At 37.8% G+C, this 20,759-nt stretch carries 16 protein-coding genes; 1 reads left to right on the forward strand and 15 read right to left on the reverse strand.

What is annotated here, in order from left to right; translation table 11 throughout:
- Nucleotides 1-2: 2 nt before the first annotated feature.
- The 14 genes from OPF91_RS02070 to OPF91_RS02135 all read right to left on the reverse strand — a co-directional run bounded on the left by OPF91_RS02070 (nucleotide 3) and on the right by OPF91_RS02135 (nucleotide 16,340).
- Nucleotides 3-2,366, reverse strand: coding sequence for a response regulator (locus OPF91_RS02070; protein WP_264987017.1), 2,364 nt, complete (start codon nucleotides 2,364-2,366; stop codon nucleotides 3-5).
- A gap of 131 nt (nucleotides 2,367-2,497) precedes the next feature.
- Entirely contained in the window at nucleotides 2,498-4,012 is a 1,515-nt protein-coding gene (locus OPF91_RS02075; protein WP_264987018.1) for a methyl-accepting chemotaxis protein, read from the reverse strand.
- 297 nt (nucleotides 4,013-4,309) lie between these two features.
- A complete protein-coding gene (locus OPF91_RS02080) occupies nucleotides 4,310-4,747 on the reverse strand; it encodes a YlbF/YmcA family competence regulator (RefSeq protein ID WP_264987019.1) in 438 nt (145 codons plus the stop codon).
- On the reverse strand, nucleotides 4,748-6,292 hold the full coding sequence (gene miaB / locus OPF91_RS02085; protein ID WP_264987020.1) for a tRNA (N6-isopentenyl adenosine(37)-C2)-methylthiotransferase MiaB: 1,545 nt from the start codon (nucleotides 6,290-6,292) through the stop codon (nucleotides 4,748-4,750). It abuts the gene before it with no gap.
- A gap of 193 nt (nucleotides 6,293-6,485) precedes the next feature.
- On the reverse strand, nucleotides 6,486-7,493 hold the full coding sequence (locus tag OPF91_RS02090; RefSeq protein ID WP_264987021.1) for a histidinol phosphate phosphatase domain-containing protein: 1,008 nt from the start codon (nucleotides 7,491-7,493) through the stop codon (nucleotides 6,486-6,488).
- Nucleotides 7,490-8,275 (reverse strand): DeoR/GlpR family DNA-binding transcription regulator, encoded by a 786-nt coding sequence (locus OPF91_RS02095; RefSeq protein ID WP_264987022.1) that lies wholly within the window; start codon nucleotides 8,273-8,275, stop codon nucleotides 7,490-7,492. The genes OPF91_RS02090 and OPF91_RS02095 overlap by 4 nt, the downstream gene beginning before the upstream one ends.
- Complete coding sequence (locus OPF91_RS02100) at nucleotides 8,272-9,273, reverse strand: ABC transporter ATP-binding protein (RefSeq protein WP_264987023.1); 1,002 nt, start codon at nucleotides 9,271-9,273, stop codon at nucleotides 8,272-8,274. Before OPF91_RS02100 ends, OPF91_RS02095 begins: the two co-directional genes overlap by 4 nt.
- Complete coding sequence (locus tag OPF91_RS02105; protein WP_264987024.1) at nucleotides 9,270-10,055, reverse strand: ABC transporter permease; 786 nt, start codon at nucleotides 10,053-10,055, stop codon at nucleotides 9,270-9,272. Before OPF91_RS02105 ends, OPF91_RS02100 begins: the two co-directional genes overlap by 4 nt.
- Nucleotides 10,055-10,885 carry an ABC transporter permease gene (locus tag OPF91_RS02110; RefSeq protein WP_373877031.1) on the reverse strand — a complete coding sequence of 277 codons (831 nt, stop codon included), beginning with the start codon at nucleotides 10,883-10,885 and terminating at the stop codon, nucleotides 10,055-10,057. Before OPF91_RS02110 ends, OPF91_RS02105 begins: the two co-directional genes overlap by 1 nt.
- 78 nt (nucleotides 10,886-10,963) lie before the next feature.
- The gene (locus OPF91_RS02115) at nucleotides 10,964-11,800 is read right to left on the reverse strand and encodes an alkaline phosphatase family protein (RefSeq protein ID WP_264987026.1); all 837 of its coding nucleotides are present in this window, start codon (nucleotides 11,798-11,800) and stop codon (nucleotides 10,964-10,966) included.
- On the reverse strand, nucleotides 11,790-12,878 hold the full coding sequence (locus tag OPF91_RS02120) for an ABC transporter substrate-binding protein (protein ID WP_264987027.1): 1,089 nt from the start codon (nucleotides 12,876-12,878) through the stop codon (nucleotides 11,790-11,792). Before OPF91_RS02120 ends, OPF91_RS02115 begins: the two co-directional genes overlap by 11 nt.
- 156 nt (nucleotides 12,879-13,034) lie before the next feature.
- Nucleotides 13,035-13,412, reverse strand: coding sequence for a 2-oxoglutarate ferredoxin oxidoreductase subunit beta (locus OPF91_RS02125; protein ID WP_264987028.1), 378 nt, complete (start codon nucleotides 13,410-13,412; stop codon nucleotides 13,035-13,037).
- A gap of 241 nt (nucleotides 13,413-13,653) precedes the next feature.
- A complete protein-coding gene (gene dcm / locus OPF91_RS02130) occupies nucleotides 13,654-14,904 on the reverse strand; it encodes a DNA (cytosine-5-)-methyltransferase (protein ID WP_264987029.1) in 1,251 nt (416 codons plus the stop codon).
- 83 nt (nucleotides 14,905-14,987) lie between these two features.
- Nucleotides 14,988-16,340 carry a Sau3AI family type II restriction endonuclease gene (locus tag OPF91_RS02135; RefSeq protein WP_264987030.1) on the reverse strand — a complete coding sequence of 451 codons (1,353 nt, stop codon included), beginning with the start codon at nucleotides 16,338-16,340 and terminating at the stop codon, nucleotides 14,988-14,990.
- Between the two features lie 183 nt (nucleotides 16,341-16,523).
- Between OPF91_RS02135 and OPF91_RS02140 the strand changes: the two genes are divergently transcribed.
- A complete protein-coding gene (locus tag OPF91_RS02140; RefSeq protein ID WP_264987031.1) occupies nucleotides 16,524-17,750 on the forward strand; it encodes a DNA cytosine methyltransferase in 1,227 nt (408 codons plus the stop codon).
- Nucleotides 17,751-17,796: 46 nt separating this feature from the next.
- On the opposite strand, the gene OPF91_RS02145 is transcribed toward OPF91_RS02140, so the two are convergent.
- A complete protein-coding gene (locus tag OPF91_RS02145) occupies nucleotides 17,797-20,676 on the reverse strand; it encodes a hypothetical protein (protein WP_264987032.1) in 2,880 nt (959 codons plus the stop codon).
- Nucleotides 20,677-20,759: the final 83 nt, after the last annotated feature.

The raw sequence follows: 20,759 nt of genomic DNA on the forward strand, positions 1-20,759 counted from the left end.
AACTAGTTCTTCTCTATAAATCTTTTAATCTCTCCTACTAATGATTTATGCTCAAATGTGCCTTTTTGCACAATACTTTCTACATAGCCATTTAACTTCAAACGCTCGGCTCCTGTCAATGTTTTTGCTGTGACAACAACAATCGGTATATCCAGCCATTCTTGGGTCTTTCTTAGTTCTTCAAGAAATTGAAAGCCATCCATCTCAGGCATCATCAAATCAAGCAAAATAAGCTTAGGCGTCGTCTCTTTAACACGCTCTAAAGCACGTAGACCATTTTGTGCCTGCTCTACGGCATAGCCTTCTTTTTGTAATAGACGTGTCATAAGTTCGCTAGTCGCTTCATCATCTTCCACCACTAAAACACTATCTTGCTGACGATTTGGAATATACCGTTCCAAAACATGCACTAATCGCTCACGGTTAATCGGTTTCGTCAAATACTCAGATGCTCCTAATGTGTAGCCTAAATTCTCATCATTGACCATTGACCAAATAATAACGGGAATATTTTGTAGCTCAGGATCATTTTTCAACGTAGATAAAACACTCCAACCATCCATACTTGGCATTAAAATATCTAAACAGATCACTTGCGGTCGTAGCTTCCTAGCCAATTTCAGTCCCTCTTGACCACTCGATGCGAAGGATACCGTCCACTGCTCTTTTGCTACATAATGCTTCATTAATTGGTGATTCAATGGATCATCATCAATATGTAGAATGCTCACTTGACCATTTTTATCAGCATGTCCTTGCACATCCACATATTTTTCGAATGATATGTCCTCTGTCAACGAAATTGGTAGCCAGCATGTAAATATACTTCCTACCCCTACTTCACTATCTACTTCAATAACCCCACCTAAAAATTCGCAAAAACTTTGACTAATGGCTAAACCAAGACCTGTTCCTCCATACTTACGTGTTGTCGAGGCATCTGCCTGTGTAAATGGCTGGAACAATTTCCCCATTTGTTCAGTTGTCATGCCAATACCCGTATCTGTAATGCGGAAGCTATAGCCTGCTCGTGAATGGCGAATTTCCTGATAAACATCTACTGTCACAGTGCCATTAGATGTAAATTTGCTAGCATTACTAATTAAATTAATTAAAATTTGACGTAATTTCGTAATATCTGTTGTCATTTCACCATCGATTAAATTAGTTACTAATGTATTGCCATTTTTATCAACAAGTGGCTTCACCGTTGTAATAACGTCTTGTACAAGCCCAGTCAAACCAAATTTTTCAGGATGAACTTCCATTTTACCTGCTTCAATTTTGGAAATATCTAATATATCGTTAATAAGTGATAATAGATGTTTGCCAGCATTGCGAATTTTCTCTAAATCCTCTACAAACACAGGTTCACCGAGGTCCTCTGCTTCTTCGACTAACATCTCACTATAACCAATAATCGCATTCAATGGTGTGCGCAGCTCATGACTCATATTCGCTAAAAACTGGCTTTTAATCATATTGGCTTGAATGGCTTCATCATGTGCTTGTTCAAGCTGTGCTGTACGCTCTTTTACTAGCAACTCTAAATTGCCATTTAACTCACGTAATTCCTGATTCATCTTATAAATTTCTTGCGTTTTTTCTTCAATCTCTGAATCCTTAACAGCCATTTTATTAGACAGATAGATGCCTAATAAAGAGATACCCAATGTAAATAAAGTACCACCCGAAATAAAATAACCTAGGAAGCTTTGGTTTAAAACAATGCCTGCAGATGATTGTAGTGTCTCATCTACATGAAATTCCGCTGCCATCATTCCTACATAATGCATACCTGTAATCGCCGCTCCCATAATCAAACCACTACCCACTTTTTTCCACGCTACACCAATACCTCCGCCTCTACGGAAAAAGAAGGCAATCCATAGTGCCGCAATTGATGCAACTAAAGCGATGATAACAGATAAAGCGAAATACCAATAATTATAGGTAATGCCAATCAACATGGCCTCCATCCCAACATAGTGCATCGCAACAATGCCAATTGCGAGCATAATACCCGCCCATATTAATTGACTTAATGTTAAATGATTACGCCCTACGATATACAGTGCAGCGAAAGAGCCAATAATCGCTGCGATAACGGATACTACGACAATGATCAAGTTATAAGCAACAGGAATAGGCAAAGAAAAAGCAAGCATCCCAACAAAATGCATCGACCAAATGCCCATTCCCATCGCGCCAGAACCAAATAACAGCCATAGCCAGCGTCTTGCTCCTATAGAAGTGCTAATTCTGCCCACTAAATCTAAAACCGTATAAGACGCTACAACTGCCACTATATATGAAAATATAACAAGTGGCGTATCATACGTCCCATGCATATGTATATGCTCCATTTCATCTCTCCTTTATCTTGGTTCAGTGTTTGTCCCATTTCAAAGTAATTACTCAAAGATGCCCACTTCAACATACTATATATAATGAAGTGGGCAATAAAGTAAACCTTTAATCTAATATTAACTTAAACTTACGCAAATTGTTCCTGCAATGACTTACTTAAATCACTTAATTTTTCAATCTCTTGATCCACTTGCTTAGCTGAATGCATCTGATTATCACTCATCGTTTTAAGTTCCTGCATTGCACCTACACCTTTTTCAGTTACCGTTAAAATATGGTTCATACCAGTATTAACACCATTCGTTTCTTCTCTTATATCCGCCATCATTTGATTCATCTCGAAAATATAATGAAGCATTTGCTGTACCATACGATGTACTTGCTCAAAGTCATTAGCAAACGCCTCTACATTTGCTGTAGATTGCTGAATCGTCTCTTGTCCATAGTTTACTTGTACAACGTTTGCCTCACTTTCTTGAGCAATTGTCACAATAATCGCTTGAATTTCTTCGGCAGCATTACGGCTTTGATCTGACAATTTACGAATTTCCTCTGCCACTACAGCAAAGCCTTTACCATGCTCACCTGCTCTTGCTGCTTCAATAGATGCATTTAATGCAAGTAGATTTGTTTGGTCAGCAATCGCTTGAATCATACTCGTCATACTTTGTGCCTGCATTGTTGATTGTTGCAGCGCTTGCATCGATGTTACAATGGCCGTTGTTGTTTGCAGCACTTTTTGATTTTGCTGTTGTATTTTTTCAATCATTTCATGGCTTACTTTGACAGCCTGCTCTGTTGTCATCGCATTATCTTTTATTTCTTCAAATGATGTAAAGGCATTTTGAATAGAGCCATTAATGCGCTCTACATTATGATCCATTTGTTGGATAGAAGCAATTTGTTCCCCCAAACCTGCTTTGACTTCATCAAACGAGCGATGCATCACTTGATTGACCTGCATATTCATATCCGACTTATCAGAAATTGTAATAGACGCAGAACCAATATGCTCCGACAAATTTTCAACCTGCTGCACTAATTGTAAAAGTCGCTCTTCCTTTTGACGCTTCTCTTCCTCTATTTTTTGCGTTATTCTATTTTTAGAAAAAATTTGTAATATTGTGGCATATGATGTTAAAATTAAAAAAGCCGCATGTATGACTAACATTAAAAATGGATAGGAATCTGTACCAAAAACAAGTTGTGGAATGATAAAATAGCCTGCTATATGCTGTACAGCAAAAATCACCGTCATCATCACCATTAAACGTATATCCTCATAGTAAGCTGCTATCGCCAGCACCATAAAAATAGAAAAGTGAAATTCTACACCGCCTCCACTACTACTAATAATGGCAATACTGCCAAATGTCAGCGCTAACGTATTGATCCAGGGTACTAAAGGATGCTCATAATTTTGTAAATACAGATAAACTGCATACAGTAAAAAAATAAAAGGAATCATTAACAGTACATATCTACCTATCGTAATGATGGGCGTGATATGTGCGATAGAGCCATGCGAGCCTCCATGTTCATCAAATAAATGAAAAAATTTCACTAAAACAAAAATAAGGGCATTGATCATAGCTGTTAAAAATGTAAGCCTTAACATAATAAAGTTTTTGCGTTGTCGCATTGTTCTTCACCAACCTTTTCGCTTATTTTATTTATCAACTAAATATAGAAAATTTTTAGTTCATTTATACTACATGGTACATTTCTTATATGTATATTAGAACAAATTGGATACTAATATACATTATTAGTAAATTAAAAACAGTTCATTTATCATACATGAATAATATGTATATAAAATATATATAATAGATTGCTCATATAATCAACATTCAATAAGAAAATCATTCATTTTTCTTTTTAATGGACAAAAATATAGGTAAGCTCACCACTATATGAGCTTACCTACTATTAATCATTATGAACAGCTACCTGGCGTCGTATTTTCCACATAAGAGCCTGTTTCACCACGTAGTACATCGCCACCTGTTGAACGAATAATTTCATTCGTTACATTGTTAGCAATCGTATTCGATACAAGCTGTAACAAAGAATTTACCTCTGCTTGTGATTCTTTAAATTGCTGTACGACAGGAATTTCATTGATTTCCTCTTCGATTTTAGTAATTTTCTCTTCAATTAATCGCAATGCTTTTTCTTTCCCTAAATGCTGAAAATTAACCGCCTGTTTTTGCAAGCTCTTCATACTCGCAATGCGCTCACGAACATGTTGATTTTCATTGATTTGTGCCTCTGCTTTTTTGAAAAATTCTACCTCTGGCGTATTAGCAATCAGATGTGCAATCTCCTTTGATTTTTCGATTAAATCATCTTTTGTATACAGTTTTTCTGTCATTTATGCTTCCACCTTTTCATTTTTTACAATCTCCACAAATTCGCCACTTAGTGAATAAGAGGTTGTTTCTGTAATTTTCACTTTGACAAGTTGACCGATTAATTCTTTCGGTGCTTGGAAATTTACAAGACGATTTTTTCGTGTATAGCCTGCTAATACATCGTCTCGTCTTTTACTTGTTCCTTCGACCAATACTTCTACCACTTGTCCCTTTAAGCCTTCCAATGCCTTACGTGAGTATTCACCAACGACTGCATTAAGACGTTGTAGGCGCTCCTTTTTCACTTCCTCTGGCACATTATCGACCATCTTCGCAGCAGGTGTCCCTTCACGTGGTGAATAAATATATGTGAAGGCCATATCAAAGCCTACTTCACGATAGAGGGAAATCGTTTCCTCAAATTGCTGCTCTGTTTCATTTGGATAACCAATAATAATATCAGTTGTTAACGTTACTTCTGGAATCGCTGCTTTAATTTTCGCGACTAAGTTTAAAAAATGCTCTCGTGTATATTTACGTGCCATAATTTTCAGTACATCATTGGAGCCAGATTGCACTGGTAAATGGATATGCTCTACTAAATTTCCACGTTTCGCAAGCACCTCGATTAAATGGTCATCAAAATCACGTGGATGACTTGTGGTAAAGCGAATACGTGGGATATCAATTTTGCGTAGCTCGTCCATTAAATCACCAAGACGATAGTCCATATCCTCAAAATCTTTCCCATATGCATTAACATTTTGACCAAGCAGCATAATTTCCTTATAACCCGCAGCCGCTAACTCACGTACCTCAGCAATAATTTCCTCTGGACGACGACTCCGCTCTTTCCCTCTTGTATAAGGCACAATACAATACGTACAAAATTTATCGCAGCCATACATAATATTTACCCATGCTTTAATCGAACCAAGGCGTTTTTTCGGTAAATTTTCAATCACATCGCCTTCCTTCGACCAAACTTCAATCACAAGCTCCTTCGACATATAGGCTTCTTTTAAAATATTTGGCAAACGATGAATATTATGTGTACCGAATACCATATCCACATGTGGGTAAGATTGCAGGATTTTATTGACTACAGATTCCTCTTGTGACATACAACCACAAACCCCAATCAACATTTCTGGGTTTTTGCGCTTATATTTTAGTAGAAAGCCCAGTTCTCCAAATACTTTATTTTCTGCGTTTTCACGAATTGCACATGTATTTAACAACACAATATCCGCTTCTTCAATGATTTCTGTTGGTGTATAGCCTAGCTGCATAAAAATACCAGCCATCACTTCTGTATCATGCTCGTTCATTTGACAGCCATACGTTCTGATGTAAAATGTTCGCCCATCGCCCATACCTGCAAATTCTGGTGCAATGCTAAAATCTTTGTGGTACTTTACTTCCTCTTTCCCACGTTTCTTCGCATCCTGTAATGAGGGTGCTGTAAAAACTTTTTCAAAATATTTACTATAATCCTTTTCAGGTTTATTTTCTTGTTGTGGTTGTTTGACTTGCTGATTAGCTAACCGTTGCTCCTCATTCATTCCAATCAAATAACTCCTTTCAAACAAATTCTATGCACTCGAATGTCCATTTTATCATTATACTGAATAATGGCTTCATCCTACAACACTTCTGCCCCAAGTGTCCTCGTTTCGACTTAATTCTGAAACTGTTTGGCATTCTATCCGTCTCACACAAAAAATCACCGTCAATATACATCAACGGCGATTCGCTTTACAACTCTATATATTGTTTTTGTCGTTCATTAAATATGACAAGTGATTCAGCACCTAAGCTTTTTAACATTTGGCTATTTTCAAAGGTATAGTTTCCTAAATCATCTGGGAAATGAGAATCCGAAGATACTGTAAATGCCACACCATGTGCCAGCAATGTTTGTAAAAAACGAGGGCCTGGACACATTTCTTTTACAGGGTAACGATAGTAGAGCCCTGCGTTCACTTCTGTTGCTGTGTTGGTCGCCACTAAAGCCTGTGCAATACGCTCATACCATGCCATGCAAAACGCTTCATCTTTCACTTGATAATTAAATACCTTGAAATTATCCAAATGTGCGACAAAATCAAATAATTTCGATTGAACCATCTGCTCCACCGTTTCAAAAAATCGTTCATACTGTTGCTGTAATTCGACTTCTTCCATACGAGCATATATATATTCCGTTTGTGGGTTATCAAAGCCCCAGCCATCAACAAAATGCACAGAGCCAATGACATAATCCCATGGTTGACCTGCTAGTAATGCCTGCAACTCCTCTTCGCCACCAATAAAATAATCAGCCTCAATGCCAAGCTTTAATGCAATACCATGCTGCTGCCATTTTTCCTTTGCCCGTTGAATGGTTGCCACAAAATCATCCATATTTTCCGTCATCACTCGCTCTAGCCAATAACGTTGAATTTCGCCGATTTCATGTTGTGCATCTAGCTGCATATATCGCTCAAAATATGCACGTGTTTCTCGAAAGCGATATAAATGATCTACAATACCGACCTCTTTTAGACCTAATTGCAAGGCTCTTTGTAAATATAAATCCAGCCATTCCTCACTATAGCAACCTTCTTGCAATCTACTGGATAGCTGCTGTATCTGTCGTTCTACATGTTGACGATACCCTTTATCAGAAGCCTCCTCGTTGAAAAACTGAAGTGCCTGTGCCGTACGCTCCAACCATCGAAATGAATACGGACCTTCCTCCAAATGCACATGATAATCAATCATTTTATTTTCCCTCCATCACATATCGTCCATGCTTCTTCATATGCCTGCCATTCAATTGGACACGCACCATCACAAAAAATTTCTGTACAATCCTCCAACGAACTAATTTGATAAAAGGATTGATTATTTAATTTTGAGGAATCTACTAATAAATAGCTTTTTTTACTACGAGCTAGCATTTTTTTAGATAGTAGAGACTCATCTAAATCATAATCGTAGACAATGCCATCACAAATACCACCACAGGATAAAAAAGCTTTATCAAAATTCATATTGCTAAGTGCTTCTAATGTCATTGCACCGACTAATGAGGATTGCGCTGGGTTCGTCATACCACCAAGGACAATGACTTTTCCTGTCATCCGACGCTCCTCAATTGCCAAATTAAATTGAACCGCTGCTGCAATCGAATTCGTCACCACCGTAATATCATCCACTGCCAATAAAAAATCAGCAATATGGACCGTTGTAGTGCCTGTATCAACGACAATCGTGTCACCTTGACAAATACGGCTCGCAGCTACACGTGCGATATGACACTTAGCTTCTTTATTCATTTGCAATTTACGTAAAAAGGCGGGCTCTGTACGCACATTTGTATATTTCACAGCACCACCATGCACCCTTGTTAATAAACGCTGCTGCTCCAGCTCATCAAAATCTCTACGAATCGTTTCGGGGGCAACTTTTAATGCTTCTGCAATATTGGCGACAATGATTTTCCCTTCAATTTCAAGCTGTTTGATAATATAGTCAAAGCGTTCAATTTTTGCATAGGTCATGATAATGCAATCACATCTTCCTGTGCCACATAACACGTATAGCTTTGTCCAATCCTAATCGCCTGTTCACCTTGATGTAGCTGCTCCATCAAGAACGTACTTGTCCCTTCAAACGTTGTGCGAATCACATTGCCACTCATTAATGATTGCTTTGCCGTTCCCTGTAAAGGAACATCGCCAGCTCTTTGCTCAAGATGAATAGCCTCTGGTCGAATGGCAAATTTAGTCGCCTCTCCTGGCAAACGAGTGCCCATCATTTTTTCCAATGTTGGACGTGTAAAGACATTATAATGACCAATAAATTGGGCGACAAATTCACTCTTTGGTTTCGTGTAAATAGCAGTTGGTGTACCGCTTTGCGCAATCCTACCATTGTGCATAACAAAAATGCGGTCTGAAATCGCCATAGCCTCCTCTTGGTCGTGTGTGACTAAAATCATCGTCATATCCAACTGCTGCTGAATCATGCGTAAATCAGCTTGCAGTTTTTTTCGTATTTGTGCATCCAAGGCACTCAATGGCTCATCTAGCAATAACACTTTTGGTCGCACAATCAATGCACGAGCAAGTGCCACACGCTGCTGCTGCCCACCTGATAATTCTTTTGGATAGGCATCTGCTTTCTCTGTTAAATGAACAATCGCTAGCATTTCCTCTACACGTTTTTCGATTTCCGTTGGATTCATTTTTTGCATCCGTAGACCAAAAGCTACATTTTCTTTCACTGTCATATTGGGAAAGAGTGCATAGGATTGAAATACCATCCCTACTTGGCGCTCTTTCGGCTGAATGCCTGTCATGTCCTGTCCATCGATATGAATTTTACCTGAAGAAGCATCTGTCAAACCTGCTACAATACGCAAAATCGTACTTTTTCCACAACCACTTGGACCAAGTAATGTAATAAACTCACCTTTGTTAATTTGCATATCAATTTCATGTAAAACCGTTGATGTCCCAAATTTTTTATGAAGTCCTTCAATTGTAATATATGTCATACATTTGTAGCACCTTTCGCTTGTTTCGTTAATTTCGCGATGATAAACGTCAATATGCCCATCAGCACGATATAAATAAAGACAACCGCACTAGCAATATGCCCACTTGTGCTTAGTTTTTTCATTAAATAAATTTGTACCGTTTCAAAACGAGAGCCGACAACAAGATTGATTAAGACAAACTCACCAAATAATACGGAAAACGACAATAATGCACCTGCAAATAAGCCTGGATAGACAGTTGGTAATAGCACTTTGCGAAATGCCTGCATTTTAGAAGCACCTAATAACTGTGCTGCATCTAATAATTGACGTGCATCTACATTGCGCAAGCTGTTCCGTGTACCCTGATAAATATAGGGTAATATGCCAATCACATAAGCACCAAGGACAACGACAATCATTGGTACACCAAATTGACTATACACACGAATCAATCCAACAGCTAAAATAACGCCTGGGAAGGAATAGACCATCACAACGGCTGCTTGAATCCATTTTTCGTATTTAGGGAAATATAAAACAATCACAAAAATAGCAGGAACAATTGCTAATAATGCGATAATGACGGCTCCACCAGATAGCAGGACCGAACGCCCAAAGGCTTGAATGAATGCCGTATCTTGAAACAGCGTCGCCAACCATTTCAATGTCCATCCTTCTGGCAAAATAGTTTTATTCCATTTTCCTGCAAAGGCGTACAGCATTGTCGCTACAACAGGCAATACAATATAGACAACAAACAAGAGGAAAAAAAGATCAGCAAAGCTTCGTTTTTTCATTATAATTTCCTCCTTGTTTTTGCAATACTCCATTCACTTAACAACATCGCTGTCACCATCGTTACAGCTAGCAACACAGCAATGGCACTCGCTAACTCTGGCTGTGCAAAAATATCACCTTTAATCAACGAGCCAATGCGAATCGCTACTAAGTTATAGTTACTACTTGTTAGTGCATAGGCAGAAGCATAAGCCCCCATCGCATTAGCAAACAATACACTAAATGTGCCGACAATCCCTGGCAGCATCACAGGAATACCGATTTTCGTCCAAAATTGCCATGTAGAAGCACCAAGTAATGCAGCCGCTTCCTTCCATTGGTGCTGTATTCCATCATAAATTGGATAGAGCAACATCAATGCTAACGGTAATTGAAAATAAATATAAATAAGTAATAATCCACCCCAGCTATAAAGCGAAAAGGAAGATAACGTGCCAATATTCCATTTATCAAAAAGCAATGTAAATACGCCACTATTTCCTAATAACACGATAAAGGCAAAGGCTAATGGAATACCTGAGAAATTAGACGTTAAATTGGTTAATAATAAAATTTTCTCACGCAGAGGCTCCGAAAAATTCATCATGGCATAAACCCCAAATAATGTAATAATCAAAGCGATAACAGCAGAGACAATCGACAGTGTAATACTGTTTTTAAAGCCTTGTAAAATATAACTATTGGTTACAATCGTTTGATAATGTTGCACCGTAAAATCACCGCTATTTTGAAAGCTTGTTATAAACATATATAGCAATGGCACTAAAAAGAATAATAGAATAAGCACTAAAAACGGAGTCAGCCAAACGAAGGATTGCCGCTTCGATATCAAAAGAACGCCTACTTTCTATATGTAATGATTTTGCGCCTTGCAACAGCTAGGTGTTGGACAAGGCGCGAAAGATTGTTAAATTTTAGCTGTTGGTCGAATTCCATCTACTAGCAATGACACCATGTCATCAGCAGGTTTAATATTTAATAAATAACAGCATAATGGCGCCACTTGTAGCTGTGAGACAGTCTCATCCTTAATACCTGGTTTGACACGGTTCGAAATAACAAACATTGGTACATGACGGTCTTCATTCGTCGTTCCCCCATGATTACCATCACTTGTCATGCCGTGATCCGCTGTCACAATCACCTCATAGCCATGTGCCAAGCATTTCGGGATAAATAAGGATAATAAACCATCTGTCGCTAATACACGATTGCGATACTGTGCTGAATCAGCCGTATATTTATGACCATCATCATCTATATTCATTGGATGTACATATAAGAAGTCAGGCTGTTTGTTGTCAAGCAACCATGTCGCATCTGCGAAAAGATGACTATCTGGATAATGGTCTTCAAAGTAGAATAAACCATTATTAATCGGTAGCTCTTTATCTAGTTGTAAACGGTCTTCCATATGCACGAATGGTGCACGATTATACAATTCACTTACCCAATAGTAAGCCGCTGCCGCTGTTGTTAAGCCGTTTTGCTGTGCAACATGGAATAAGCTTGTTTGTGTAGATAAGCGCGTAATCATATTGCTGACAACACCATGCACAATCGGTGGTGTCCCCGTTAAAATCGTTTCATATAGTGGTCTTGATAACGATGGTACTTCTGAGCAAACCTTATAGCGTGCTGCCATTTTTCGCTCTACTAAATGCTGCATAAAGCCCATATGTGTACAAGCTGTATCAAAACGAAGGGCATCTATTACAATTAATACCACTTTATTATTGGACATGGATTAACACCTGCTCTTGATACAATTGTGGAATTTGTTTTGTTGTCTCTTCCCATTTCTTTTGATCTTTCACAGGCTGTGCATTTTTGTACATATCTGCTGGTAATAGCAATGCTTTTACATCATCCGCTAACTTCACATTTTCACGAATCGGACGTGCATAGCCCTTTGCTAAATTTTCTTGTCCTGCATCTGATAAAATATATTCACGTGCCAACATTGCCGCATGTGGATTTTTAGCATATTTATTAATCACTGTGGCATAACCAGATGTCACAGAGCCCTCTGAAGGAATGACAACATCAAAACGGCCTTCATCGATTTGATGGCGATAGCCCAGTGAATTGAAATCCCAAAGAATCGCTACATCAATTTCACCTTTTTCTAAATTCGCCACAGTCGGATCACCTTGTAAACGTCCTTGCTTTGCTAAATCAGCAAAGAAATCAATCCCAGGTTGAATATTGGATTCATCTCCGCCAAAAGCCATTGCTGCTGCTAAAATCGCAAACTGTGCTTGGTTCGCTGTTAACGCATCCCCAATGCTGATATTGTAATCACCATTTTTTAAATCTGCCCAAGATGTTGGTGGGTTTTTCACATTATTTGTATCTGTTAAAAAGGCAATTGTTCCTGTATAACCAACAATCCAATGCCCTTCATCATCTTTTGCCCAAGCAGGAATTTCGTCCCAATAAGATGTTTTGTATGGTAATGTTAAGCCTTTATCTTTTGCAATTGGTCCAAAGGCAATCCCGACATCTCCAATATCCGCTGTCGCATCATCTTTTTCGGCTTCAAATTTTGCAAGCTCCTCTGCACTCGACATATCTGTGTCGGCATGCTTGATGCTATATTCTGTGCCAATCTCTTCCCAAGTTTCCACCCAGTTTGCCCATGTATCTGGCATCCCTACAGAATTGACAGTGCCTTCTTCCTTCGCTTTTTTCGTGATTTCTTCTAACGATAAATCACTGCTTACTTCTGCTGAAGGCGCTGCACTATCAGAACAAGCTGCTAACATCGAAATTGCTACTGCACCAATTAAGCCTTTTTTCCACCATTTTTGAATTGCCATTGCACTGGACCCTCCATTTGTTTCGCTTTATTTTTATTTGCTTACAACCATAATGGTATAAAACAAACATTAAGCACATATGGAGGGCTTAAAAATATTATGTAAAAATTATAGAGGAATTGTAAAAATCCATGGAGGTTTGTAAATCATTTGAGGTTATTCACTATCTGTTAAACCTAAAAAAGAGGCGTACATCTGTGGTTCATGCTCTTTTAAAATAGCTAAAAACGTAAAGGCTAGCTGCACTACCGACCACCACTTCAGCAAATAAGTCGTTTCAAATGTAGTAGCATCCATCTCAATGGCATCCTTGAAAATATCAAATGGCTCTATTTGACGTTCTTTTAAGATGGCCAGCAGTGCCATAAATAAACTGCGCTTTTTCACATCAATCACTCTTTCATCAACAAGCGCATCAATCTTCTCTGGCTGCTGAAAGCTACACTGTGTTTCAATGTAGCGCTGTAATGCTTGTACTCGCTTTTTTTCCTCACGCTCATTGTGCTTTGCCATAAAATCGATAATATCCCCCACAGCCTTCACCTACTTTTTTTCTTTTTATTGTAGCATTTTTGGTGAGGGGAATACAAAAATACCTCAAAGCCATAGATAGCTTTGAGGTTATTCTGTAGTTCAATATTTTCTTTTATTATAGTATAAAATAAGCTACTAAATGATTCAGCAGCTCATTTGTTGGGGTATAACATACGATTTTGGATATTGATTAAAAGCTACTAGGTTAAGTTTTTCGTAGAGATATACTTCTAAAAGTACTTTATCTCAGAGTAATAGTAATTTGTTCAGACACAATTTCTTCATTCTCTTCTATAGCCAATATTGTCTTACCCATTTTCTCAATTAAATCTACAACAAGTGCATTCCCCATACAAAAATAACGCATACGATCTGTCATTGTTGCTGTCCAATTATCTGGAAAACCATTTAATCGTTCGCATTCTATCGGTGTTAAAAAACGCTTTTTGCCGTTCACTTCAACAATATGCGTACTACGATTAATAGAGCCTTCACTTGTTAACATCGTGCGCCCAGGTCCATCTAACTCATCAGTGGGTGACATCCCCCCTTCTGAGAAGATATACTTATGCCCTTCTGCAGATGTGCGCTCAATTTTCTTTGGTCCTCTTAAATAAGCAAATTTTTCAGCTTGTGCCTCAGTCAAATAAAATTTTTCAGCGACTGTAGCTTCATCCATTAATATATCTTTCAATGGTGTAAATGAAGGGTTCTTTGCTTCTGTTTGTACTGTGAATATATTCCCATCCATCATTATGCCTGCTGTATGAAAATCAAATGCAAAGTAATCGGAAATCTCTAAAATATCATTTGGTAATGTACCCGTCGCTATACGTTTTTTATAAGGTTCTTCATGTACAGGAAATGTTTTAGCAAAAAAACCTTCTTTAAACACGATATTATCTTGAGAAAATACTTGCTGCTTTTTTGCGAAATCTAATTTATTTTTATATGCAAAAATAAATACTCGACGACGTTTTTGTGCCGCACCATATTCTGCTGCATTTACTACTCGCCATTCAACATTATATTGTAAATCTCGGAATGTAGCTAACATAACCGCAAAATCACGCCCTCTTTGTTTAGAAGGTGACTTTAGTAAACGATCTACATTTTCTAGTAATACATATTTGGGATGAGAATGCTCAATAACACGCTTAATCTCCCAAAATAGTACTCCTTTTTTTCCTTCCAACCCCTTTTCTCCAGACAAAGAACGAGCTACTGAATAGTCTTGGCAAGGAAAACCTCCAACTAATAAATCTATATTTAATGTGCTAAATAATTCACTGGGAACTGTCGCAATATCTTGATTGCTTGGTTCTCCACCAAATTTCTTTTTATAACAATCAAATGCATCCTGTGCTTTACGTGATGGCTCCCATTGATTTGCCCAAACGGTTTTAAAAATACTTGCATCCGCTTTTTCTAAACCTAATCGAAAACCTCCCACGCCCGCAAACAGCTCGACTACATTTAGCGTATCTTTCATGAGAGAACATCCTTTCTGCAAAATTTAATTATATAGTATTATAAAGAATTTCGCCATTAGGATCAACACTTTTATATGAGCAATTACATATATTTTAGTATATTTGCAATATAACTATCATTTAACCAATAACACTGCTTTGTAATTCTTTGTCCATCTGGTAGCTCTGTTTGATCAGCTGCATTTCTACCTTTTGGACGAACATGTAGTACGTTATTAAATTTTGTATCAGGTAAATTATTTTTAACACCACGGCTTGTATTGTGTAATTGTATACCTTCATTTACAACTCTCCGAATTTCCTGCCAATACTCATATACCTTTGTTTCAATTGTATCCATTGGCATATGCCATAGCTTGATGCCTTTAAAAATAAGTTCGCTTTGGGCATTAAATTGGAATACGACAAACAACAACTGTGTTTCTAAAAAGTAATCTCGAATATAGCTTTCTTCCCAATCTTCTTGAACAATTTCTTTGAAGTTAATATTAACAAACGACATATGCTCTTTCGGTACACCATTCTCTTTCAAACGCACCGTTTTAAATTGAATATTAGCCTTTGCAAATTCGGCAACTTTATCTAGACGAGTCCCCTTAACACCTAACAGCGAACTAATCAAATTGGCAATAAAGGCTTTATTACTAGGAACAAAAGGAACACCTAATTGCGCCGCCATCTCTTCTTGTGTCATACCTATATACAAAGAAAAACGTTCTTGTAACAGCTCCTCAAGGGTCTTTTCACGTAGCTCACTTTTAGATGCAAAATAAGTCAACTTCTCATTTGTAATGACTTCACGAACGATTGATGTCATATAGGATTGTTTTAACGAATAGGCACGTTGCGATGCTGATATGTCAGAGTAAGGCTGTTGCCGAACAGAATTTTTATTGGCTCCTTTTGTACAAGCACCTAAATATTGTGTGTCTCCTTCTGATAACAGATGTGCTTCACCTTTACGAATCTTTTCTACGATATATGCCCAATCTTTTTTTATAATAATTAAATCTTCTTCTGGATAATCATATAGAATCGTCTCAATAATACGAAAATCCCCACGATTTATTTCCTGTTGCCATTCATAAAACATGAGTAATAGTTTACGATTTTTATGCCAAAAGCTTGATGTCTCAAACTCTGTATGTACTTCTTCCATATAGTTAATAATGTTCAGTACAAGCCGTTCTTTAGCTGATAATGTACCATTTTTATTTTTCCGAAATGGTGTGACTTTTAATTCAATTCCCAACTCTTTAAAGTCTGGCTCAGCATTACTATTAATTTCATAGCCAAAATGACTTTCTTCGATAATATGACCAAAGCCACCTTTTTGATTTTTACTTAATCGATCATGTTGATCAATCTCGTTAAACGTTTTTCCAATTGCTTCTTGGGCTTTTGCTAATAACTGGCGTTCATTTTTGTATAGCATTAAATCACCTCATTCAAAATTTCAAGCTATTTATTATATCTTTTATATAAAATTATACTATAAATTAGTTTTTATATCCTGTAACTCCCATTTCCCTCATCACTTTTGGCCCTTTAGAACGGCCGATTTTTATCATTTGGCCTGCTAAAATGTAGCATACAGCTTATGTTTGAAGGTGACTTTATGAAAAAGAGTGATGACAAAATAAATATACAACAGGTGTTACAACATCAAATTTCATTAGAAGAAATGAATTATATACAAGTGAGCCAGCATCATGACGAACTTATTGCAATTCAATACATCCCATCCAAACTCAACACCATCAGCCTTTTCTCTGGCTGTGGGGGTTTAGACCTTGGCTTTGAATTAGCTGGACTTGCCGCAGTTATTGGGGAGGAGGCCGCATTAGAGGCTTTTCAATCAAAGGAAGCGTATGATACAGTACGTGGGCAAAGTATTTTCCATACAATTTATACAAATGATTTATTTAAAGAGGCGAATGAATCGTATCAAACCAATTTTCCCGACTCCGTTTTCCAACATAGTATTGATATTCGCAAGGTACGAAATTTTCCAAAAGCAGACCTTGTAATTGGCGGTTTTCCATGTCCTGGCTTTAGTGAGGCTGGACCACGTTTAATTGATGATGAGCGCAATTTTTTATATATTCATTTCATTCGTTGTATTACACAAGCACAGCCAGATGTTTTTGTTGCTGAAAATGTAAAGGGCATGATGACGCTTGGAAAAGGCGAGGTCATTAAGCAAATTACTGAAGATTTTGCCGCTAGTGGCTATGATGTACAGTATCGTTTACTCAATGCTCGTGATTATGGTGTACCACAATTACGTGAACGAGTGTTTATCGTTGGCGTAAAAAAAGGACTTAATTTTCACTATCACTATCCTGCCGCTACACACGGTGACGGACTTCTACCATTTACCACATTACAACAAGCAATTGGTGATTTAGAAACAATGCCTGGTCCTTATTTTACAGGGTCTTATTCCAGCATCTATATGTCACGTAATCGCAAAAAAAGCTGGGATGAGCAAAGTTTTACGATTCAAGCATCTGGTCGACAGGCTCCGCTCCATCCAAGTGGTTTAGCAATGGAGAAAATCAGTAAGGACACATGGATTTTTCCAGATGGTGAAGAACAGCATCGTCGTCTATCTGTAAAAGAAATCGCTCGCATCCAAACATTCCCTGATTGGTATACATTTAGTGATGGCGGCAATATGAATGTGACTGCCAATAATCGACTAGACAAGCAGTATAAGCAAATTGGTAATGCTGTACCTGTGTTATTAGCCAAAGCCGTGGCTACATCGATTGCAGAATGGGCAGTTCCATTTGTAGCACAACGCACTAACGAACAAACGCAACAATTAAAGTTATTTTAAAATCAAAAAGCAATTCAGCATCCTCACATGCCGAATCGCTTTTTTGCTACAAATCATGACTATACAAATTTTTATAAAGCATTTCTAATTTTTTTGTTAATTGACTGTAAGTTGTTTGCCATTTAGTACGCGCTTGTTTGTTTTCTTCTGTTTCTGGAACGTACAGGGCATGGACATCTGCTACTTTTTTCAAATCAGTCTCTGCTTGCACTAGTTTGCTATAGTTTTTGACAACTTTCTTGTCATTAGCTGTAAGTGCATCATAGGCTAATCGAAGCTCCTTTACTTTGGCCTCTACATTGTTGATATACTCTCCTTTTATCAGTAGCACTTCAATACCTTCCATTACGCGTATTGCCGCTTCGATGGATTGTTGCTGCCCTTTATCTTTTTCAATAACAGCTTGTCGTATTTCTGGGTTCAATAAACTCGTTTGCTTCGCTGTCAGGTTAGTAAATGCTTTTATGACGGTTGCAGGATTGCTGACGAATGATTTTTCATATTGCTTCATAAATGACTCTATTTTTTTGACATCCGCCACAGCTGTCGTTAAAATCGCCGCATTGGAAATGTTCTTTTTATCCACTGCACTCAATTTATTATATTGCGTGGATAGCTCCGTGATTTTGGCGATTGGCACAATGTACATATCCCCTGCAAGGATAGCTGCAATTTCTTGATTTAATTGTGAAAGATTTGGTGCATTTTTATCCACTAAACGATTATTCAGTAAATCTTCATATTGCTGCTTCGCTAAATATTGCTGGTTAGCAGGTAGCTTCGCATAAGCTGTTTTCACACTATCAATTTTTTTCGCTTGCTTCGTCACATCCAGTTCTTCTCTAGCCGTCTGGATTTTTTTATGGAAGGCTACAACGCCCGATACATCTTTACTAGCTGCTGTTAGTAAATGATAATTTGTGACATATTTCCGTGCACCTGAAGACAGATTTTTATAAGCTGTGGTAGCTGTATTTACGGCTGCTTCAAATTGAGCAAACGTATAGCTCGTGACGTTTGTTAGGTGGTCAATGTCAGCCTTCAATTTTTCAGCAGCTGCCTTGTCAGCAGGCTCCTTTGTATTTGGATCGACGATGATGTTCGGTGCTTGCCCTAAAATAGACGCATTATATACTAAAGATTGCTGCAAGCTTGTTAGTTTATTGTACGCTTTCAAGACATTTGTATAGGCTGATTGTCGTTTATTTTCTGCTACACCCTTTGTCTCTGTTAACTGCTTATACGCATCAATATCCTTGATGACCTTATCCGCTATTTTCAAATCTTTTTGTAATGTTACAAGTCGCTCATAGTTTACGATTTGCATAGCCGATGCTTTCGTCAAACCTTTGTATTCCGTTATGATGCGATTCACATTATTAACATGACTTTGCCAAGAATGGACAGACGGCTCTATTGGATAAGCATTACTACTATTCCCTACATAGCCTGCAACATCACTATTGAGCTTACTAATTTGAGCGTCTTCTGCACTTTCTGCTTGTAATAACATCGTTAAATAATTTGCTGGGACTAATCGCCATTGCTTATATGTCAGCTTATTATACGCTGTACGAATCGATTGCGCTGTTGTCACTTGCTTATTCGCTGTATTATTAGCTGATAATTTATCGAATAGCTTCATAAACTGCTCCACTTTTTTTACATCTTGCTTGGCATCTGTCATAATCGTTTGGTTTTGAACTGCTGCCTTTGCAATAGCAGAAAGTTTAGCCATATCTTTATCAATAGCTGCAAGTGCTGATTGTAGCTCTATTTGAGTTGTTGCTTGATATTTCACAAAGGATTTTTCATATACCAGTAAAGCTAGAATCGCTTCATTGATTCTTCTAACCTCCTTAAACTCCTCGATATCTGTTGGTGGATTCAGTAGATTTTTAATGCTTGTATATAAAACATCCCCTTTATCTAAGCTGCGTTGTAGTACATTCAGCTTACTATAGGCATCCTCTACTTCCTTCAAATATTTCGGCAAATCCTTTGCATTGATTTCCCCTAGCTTATTCACTTTTTCATCGAGCTTACTGATGACGACAATATCCTCTACAGCTTGCTTTAATACCGCAGCGTTTGTTACATTGGCTTTTGCACCTGCAGGTAATGCCTGATACTTACTGTTCAAAGCCGTTACCTCTGCTTGGAACGATGCAAAATTAGAGACATTATATGTATAGCTGTTTACTAATAATGCTTTAATCTCAGCCACTATGGTATTGGAAGATTCATTTGATACGGTTATTGGAGGTGAGAAGTCTGACTCTACTACAGCCGATCCTACTCTTGCCTTCACTCTCACAATAATTTCTTGCATCCCTTTTTCTAAAGCATTTCCAGGAATAGCATATGTACCACCCGTTGCACCATCAATAATCGTGAAGGATTCCCCTACTTTATAAAACCATTGGTAGCTATATATAATTTCACTTTCTTGTATCTTCGCACCTAGTTTATCTGTCACCAATGCCCCTTGTACACGTACAGTTTCACCTGGTGCTGCAAAATCTGCACTACCACTAATTTTTGGTGCTGTGATTGTTAACTCTAACGCATTAATGGCAATTGGTGCACTTTTATATTTATTGCCTGTCGTTGTTGTTGCCTCTACAAAAATCCGCTTACCAGCTGCTTCAGAAGGTACTTTCAATTCGGCCTTTGTCGCTCCTGTAATCGGCTTATTTGTTGTATTTTTAGCGTCACTTTCACCCGCTACTTCCTCTGCATAATACCATTGATAACCACTGACAATAGAATTTGCTGGAATTTTATCAATATTTGCTTTTAATGTACCATTGACCATTTGCTGCCCTGTAATAGTTAGCGTATAGTTCTCCTCTGCCCCTACCATTGTTGGAGCAACGAGTGCCATTGGAATGGCGCTTATTGTGAAAAATAATTTTTTATTCAAAATATATACCTCCTCTGTCTCCACCATTATATCGGTCATATTTTCATAAATTCCTTTGTTTTACCGATTCTTCATAAAAAATG

It is taken from the genome of Lysinibacillus piscis (assembly GCF_026012395.1).
GTDB lineage: Bacteria > Bacillota > Bacilli > Bacillales_A > Planococcaceae > Lysinibacillus > Lysinibacillus piscis.

Excerpts from the sequence above, each read along its gene's own strand:
- OPF91_RS02070 (WP_264987017.1), bottom strand. The coding sequence starts at position 2,366 with ATGGAGCATATACATATGCATGGGACGTATGATACGCCACTTGTTATA.
- OPF91_RS02075 (WP_264987018.1), bottom strand. The coding sequence starts at position 4,012 with ATGCGACAACGCAAAAACTTTATTATGTTAAGGCTTACATTTTTAACA.
- OPF91_RS02080 (WP_264987019.1), bottom strand. The coding sequence starts at position 4,747 with ATGACAGAAAAACTGTATACAAAAGATGATTTAATCGAAAAATCAAAG.
- miaB (WP_264987020.1), bottom strand. The coding sequence starts at position 6,292 with ATGAATGAGGAGCAACGGTTAGCTAATCAGCAAGTCAAACAACCACAA.
- OPF91_RS02090 (WP_264987021.1), bottom strand. The coding sequence starts at position 7,493 with ATGATTGATTATCATGTGCATTTGGAGGAAGGTCCGTATTCATTTCGA.
- OPF91_RS02095 (WP_264987022.1), bottom strand. The coding sequence starts at position 8,275 with ATGACCTATGCAAAAATTGAACGCTTTGACTATATTATCAAACAGCTT.
- OPF91_RS02100 (WP_264987023.1), bottom strand. The coding sequence starts at position 9,273 with ATGACATATATTACAATTGAAGGACTTCATAAAAAATTTGGGACATCA.
- OPF91_RS02105 (WP_264987024.1), bottom strand. The coding sequence starts at position 10,055 with ATGAAAAAACGAAGCTTTGCTGATCTTTTTTTCCTCTTGTTTGTTGTC.
- OPF91_RS02115 (WP_264987026.1), bottom strand. The coding sequence starts at position 11,800 with ATGTCCAATAATAAAGTGGTATTAATTGTAATAGATGCCCTTCGTTTT.
- OPF91_RS02120 (WP_264987027.1), bottom strand. The coding sequence starts at position 12,878 with ATGGCAATTCAAAAATGGTGGAAAAAAGGCTTAATTGGTGCAGTAGCA.
- dcm (WP_264987029.1), bottom strand. The coding sequence starts at position 14,904 with ATGAAAGATACGCTAAATGTAGTCGAGCTGTTTGCGGGCGTGGGAGGT.
- OPF91_RS02135 (WP_264987030.1), bottom strand. The coding sequence starts at position 16,340 with ATGCTATACAAAAATGAACGCCAGTTATTAGCAAAAGCCCAAGAAGCA.
- OPF91_RS02140 (WP_264987031.1), top strand. The coding sequence starts at position 16,524 with ATGAAAAAGAGTGATGACAAAATAAATATACAACAGGTGTTACAACAT.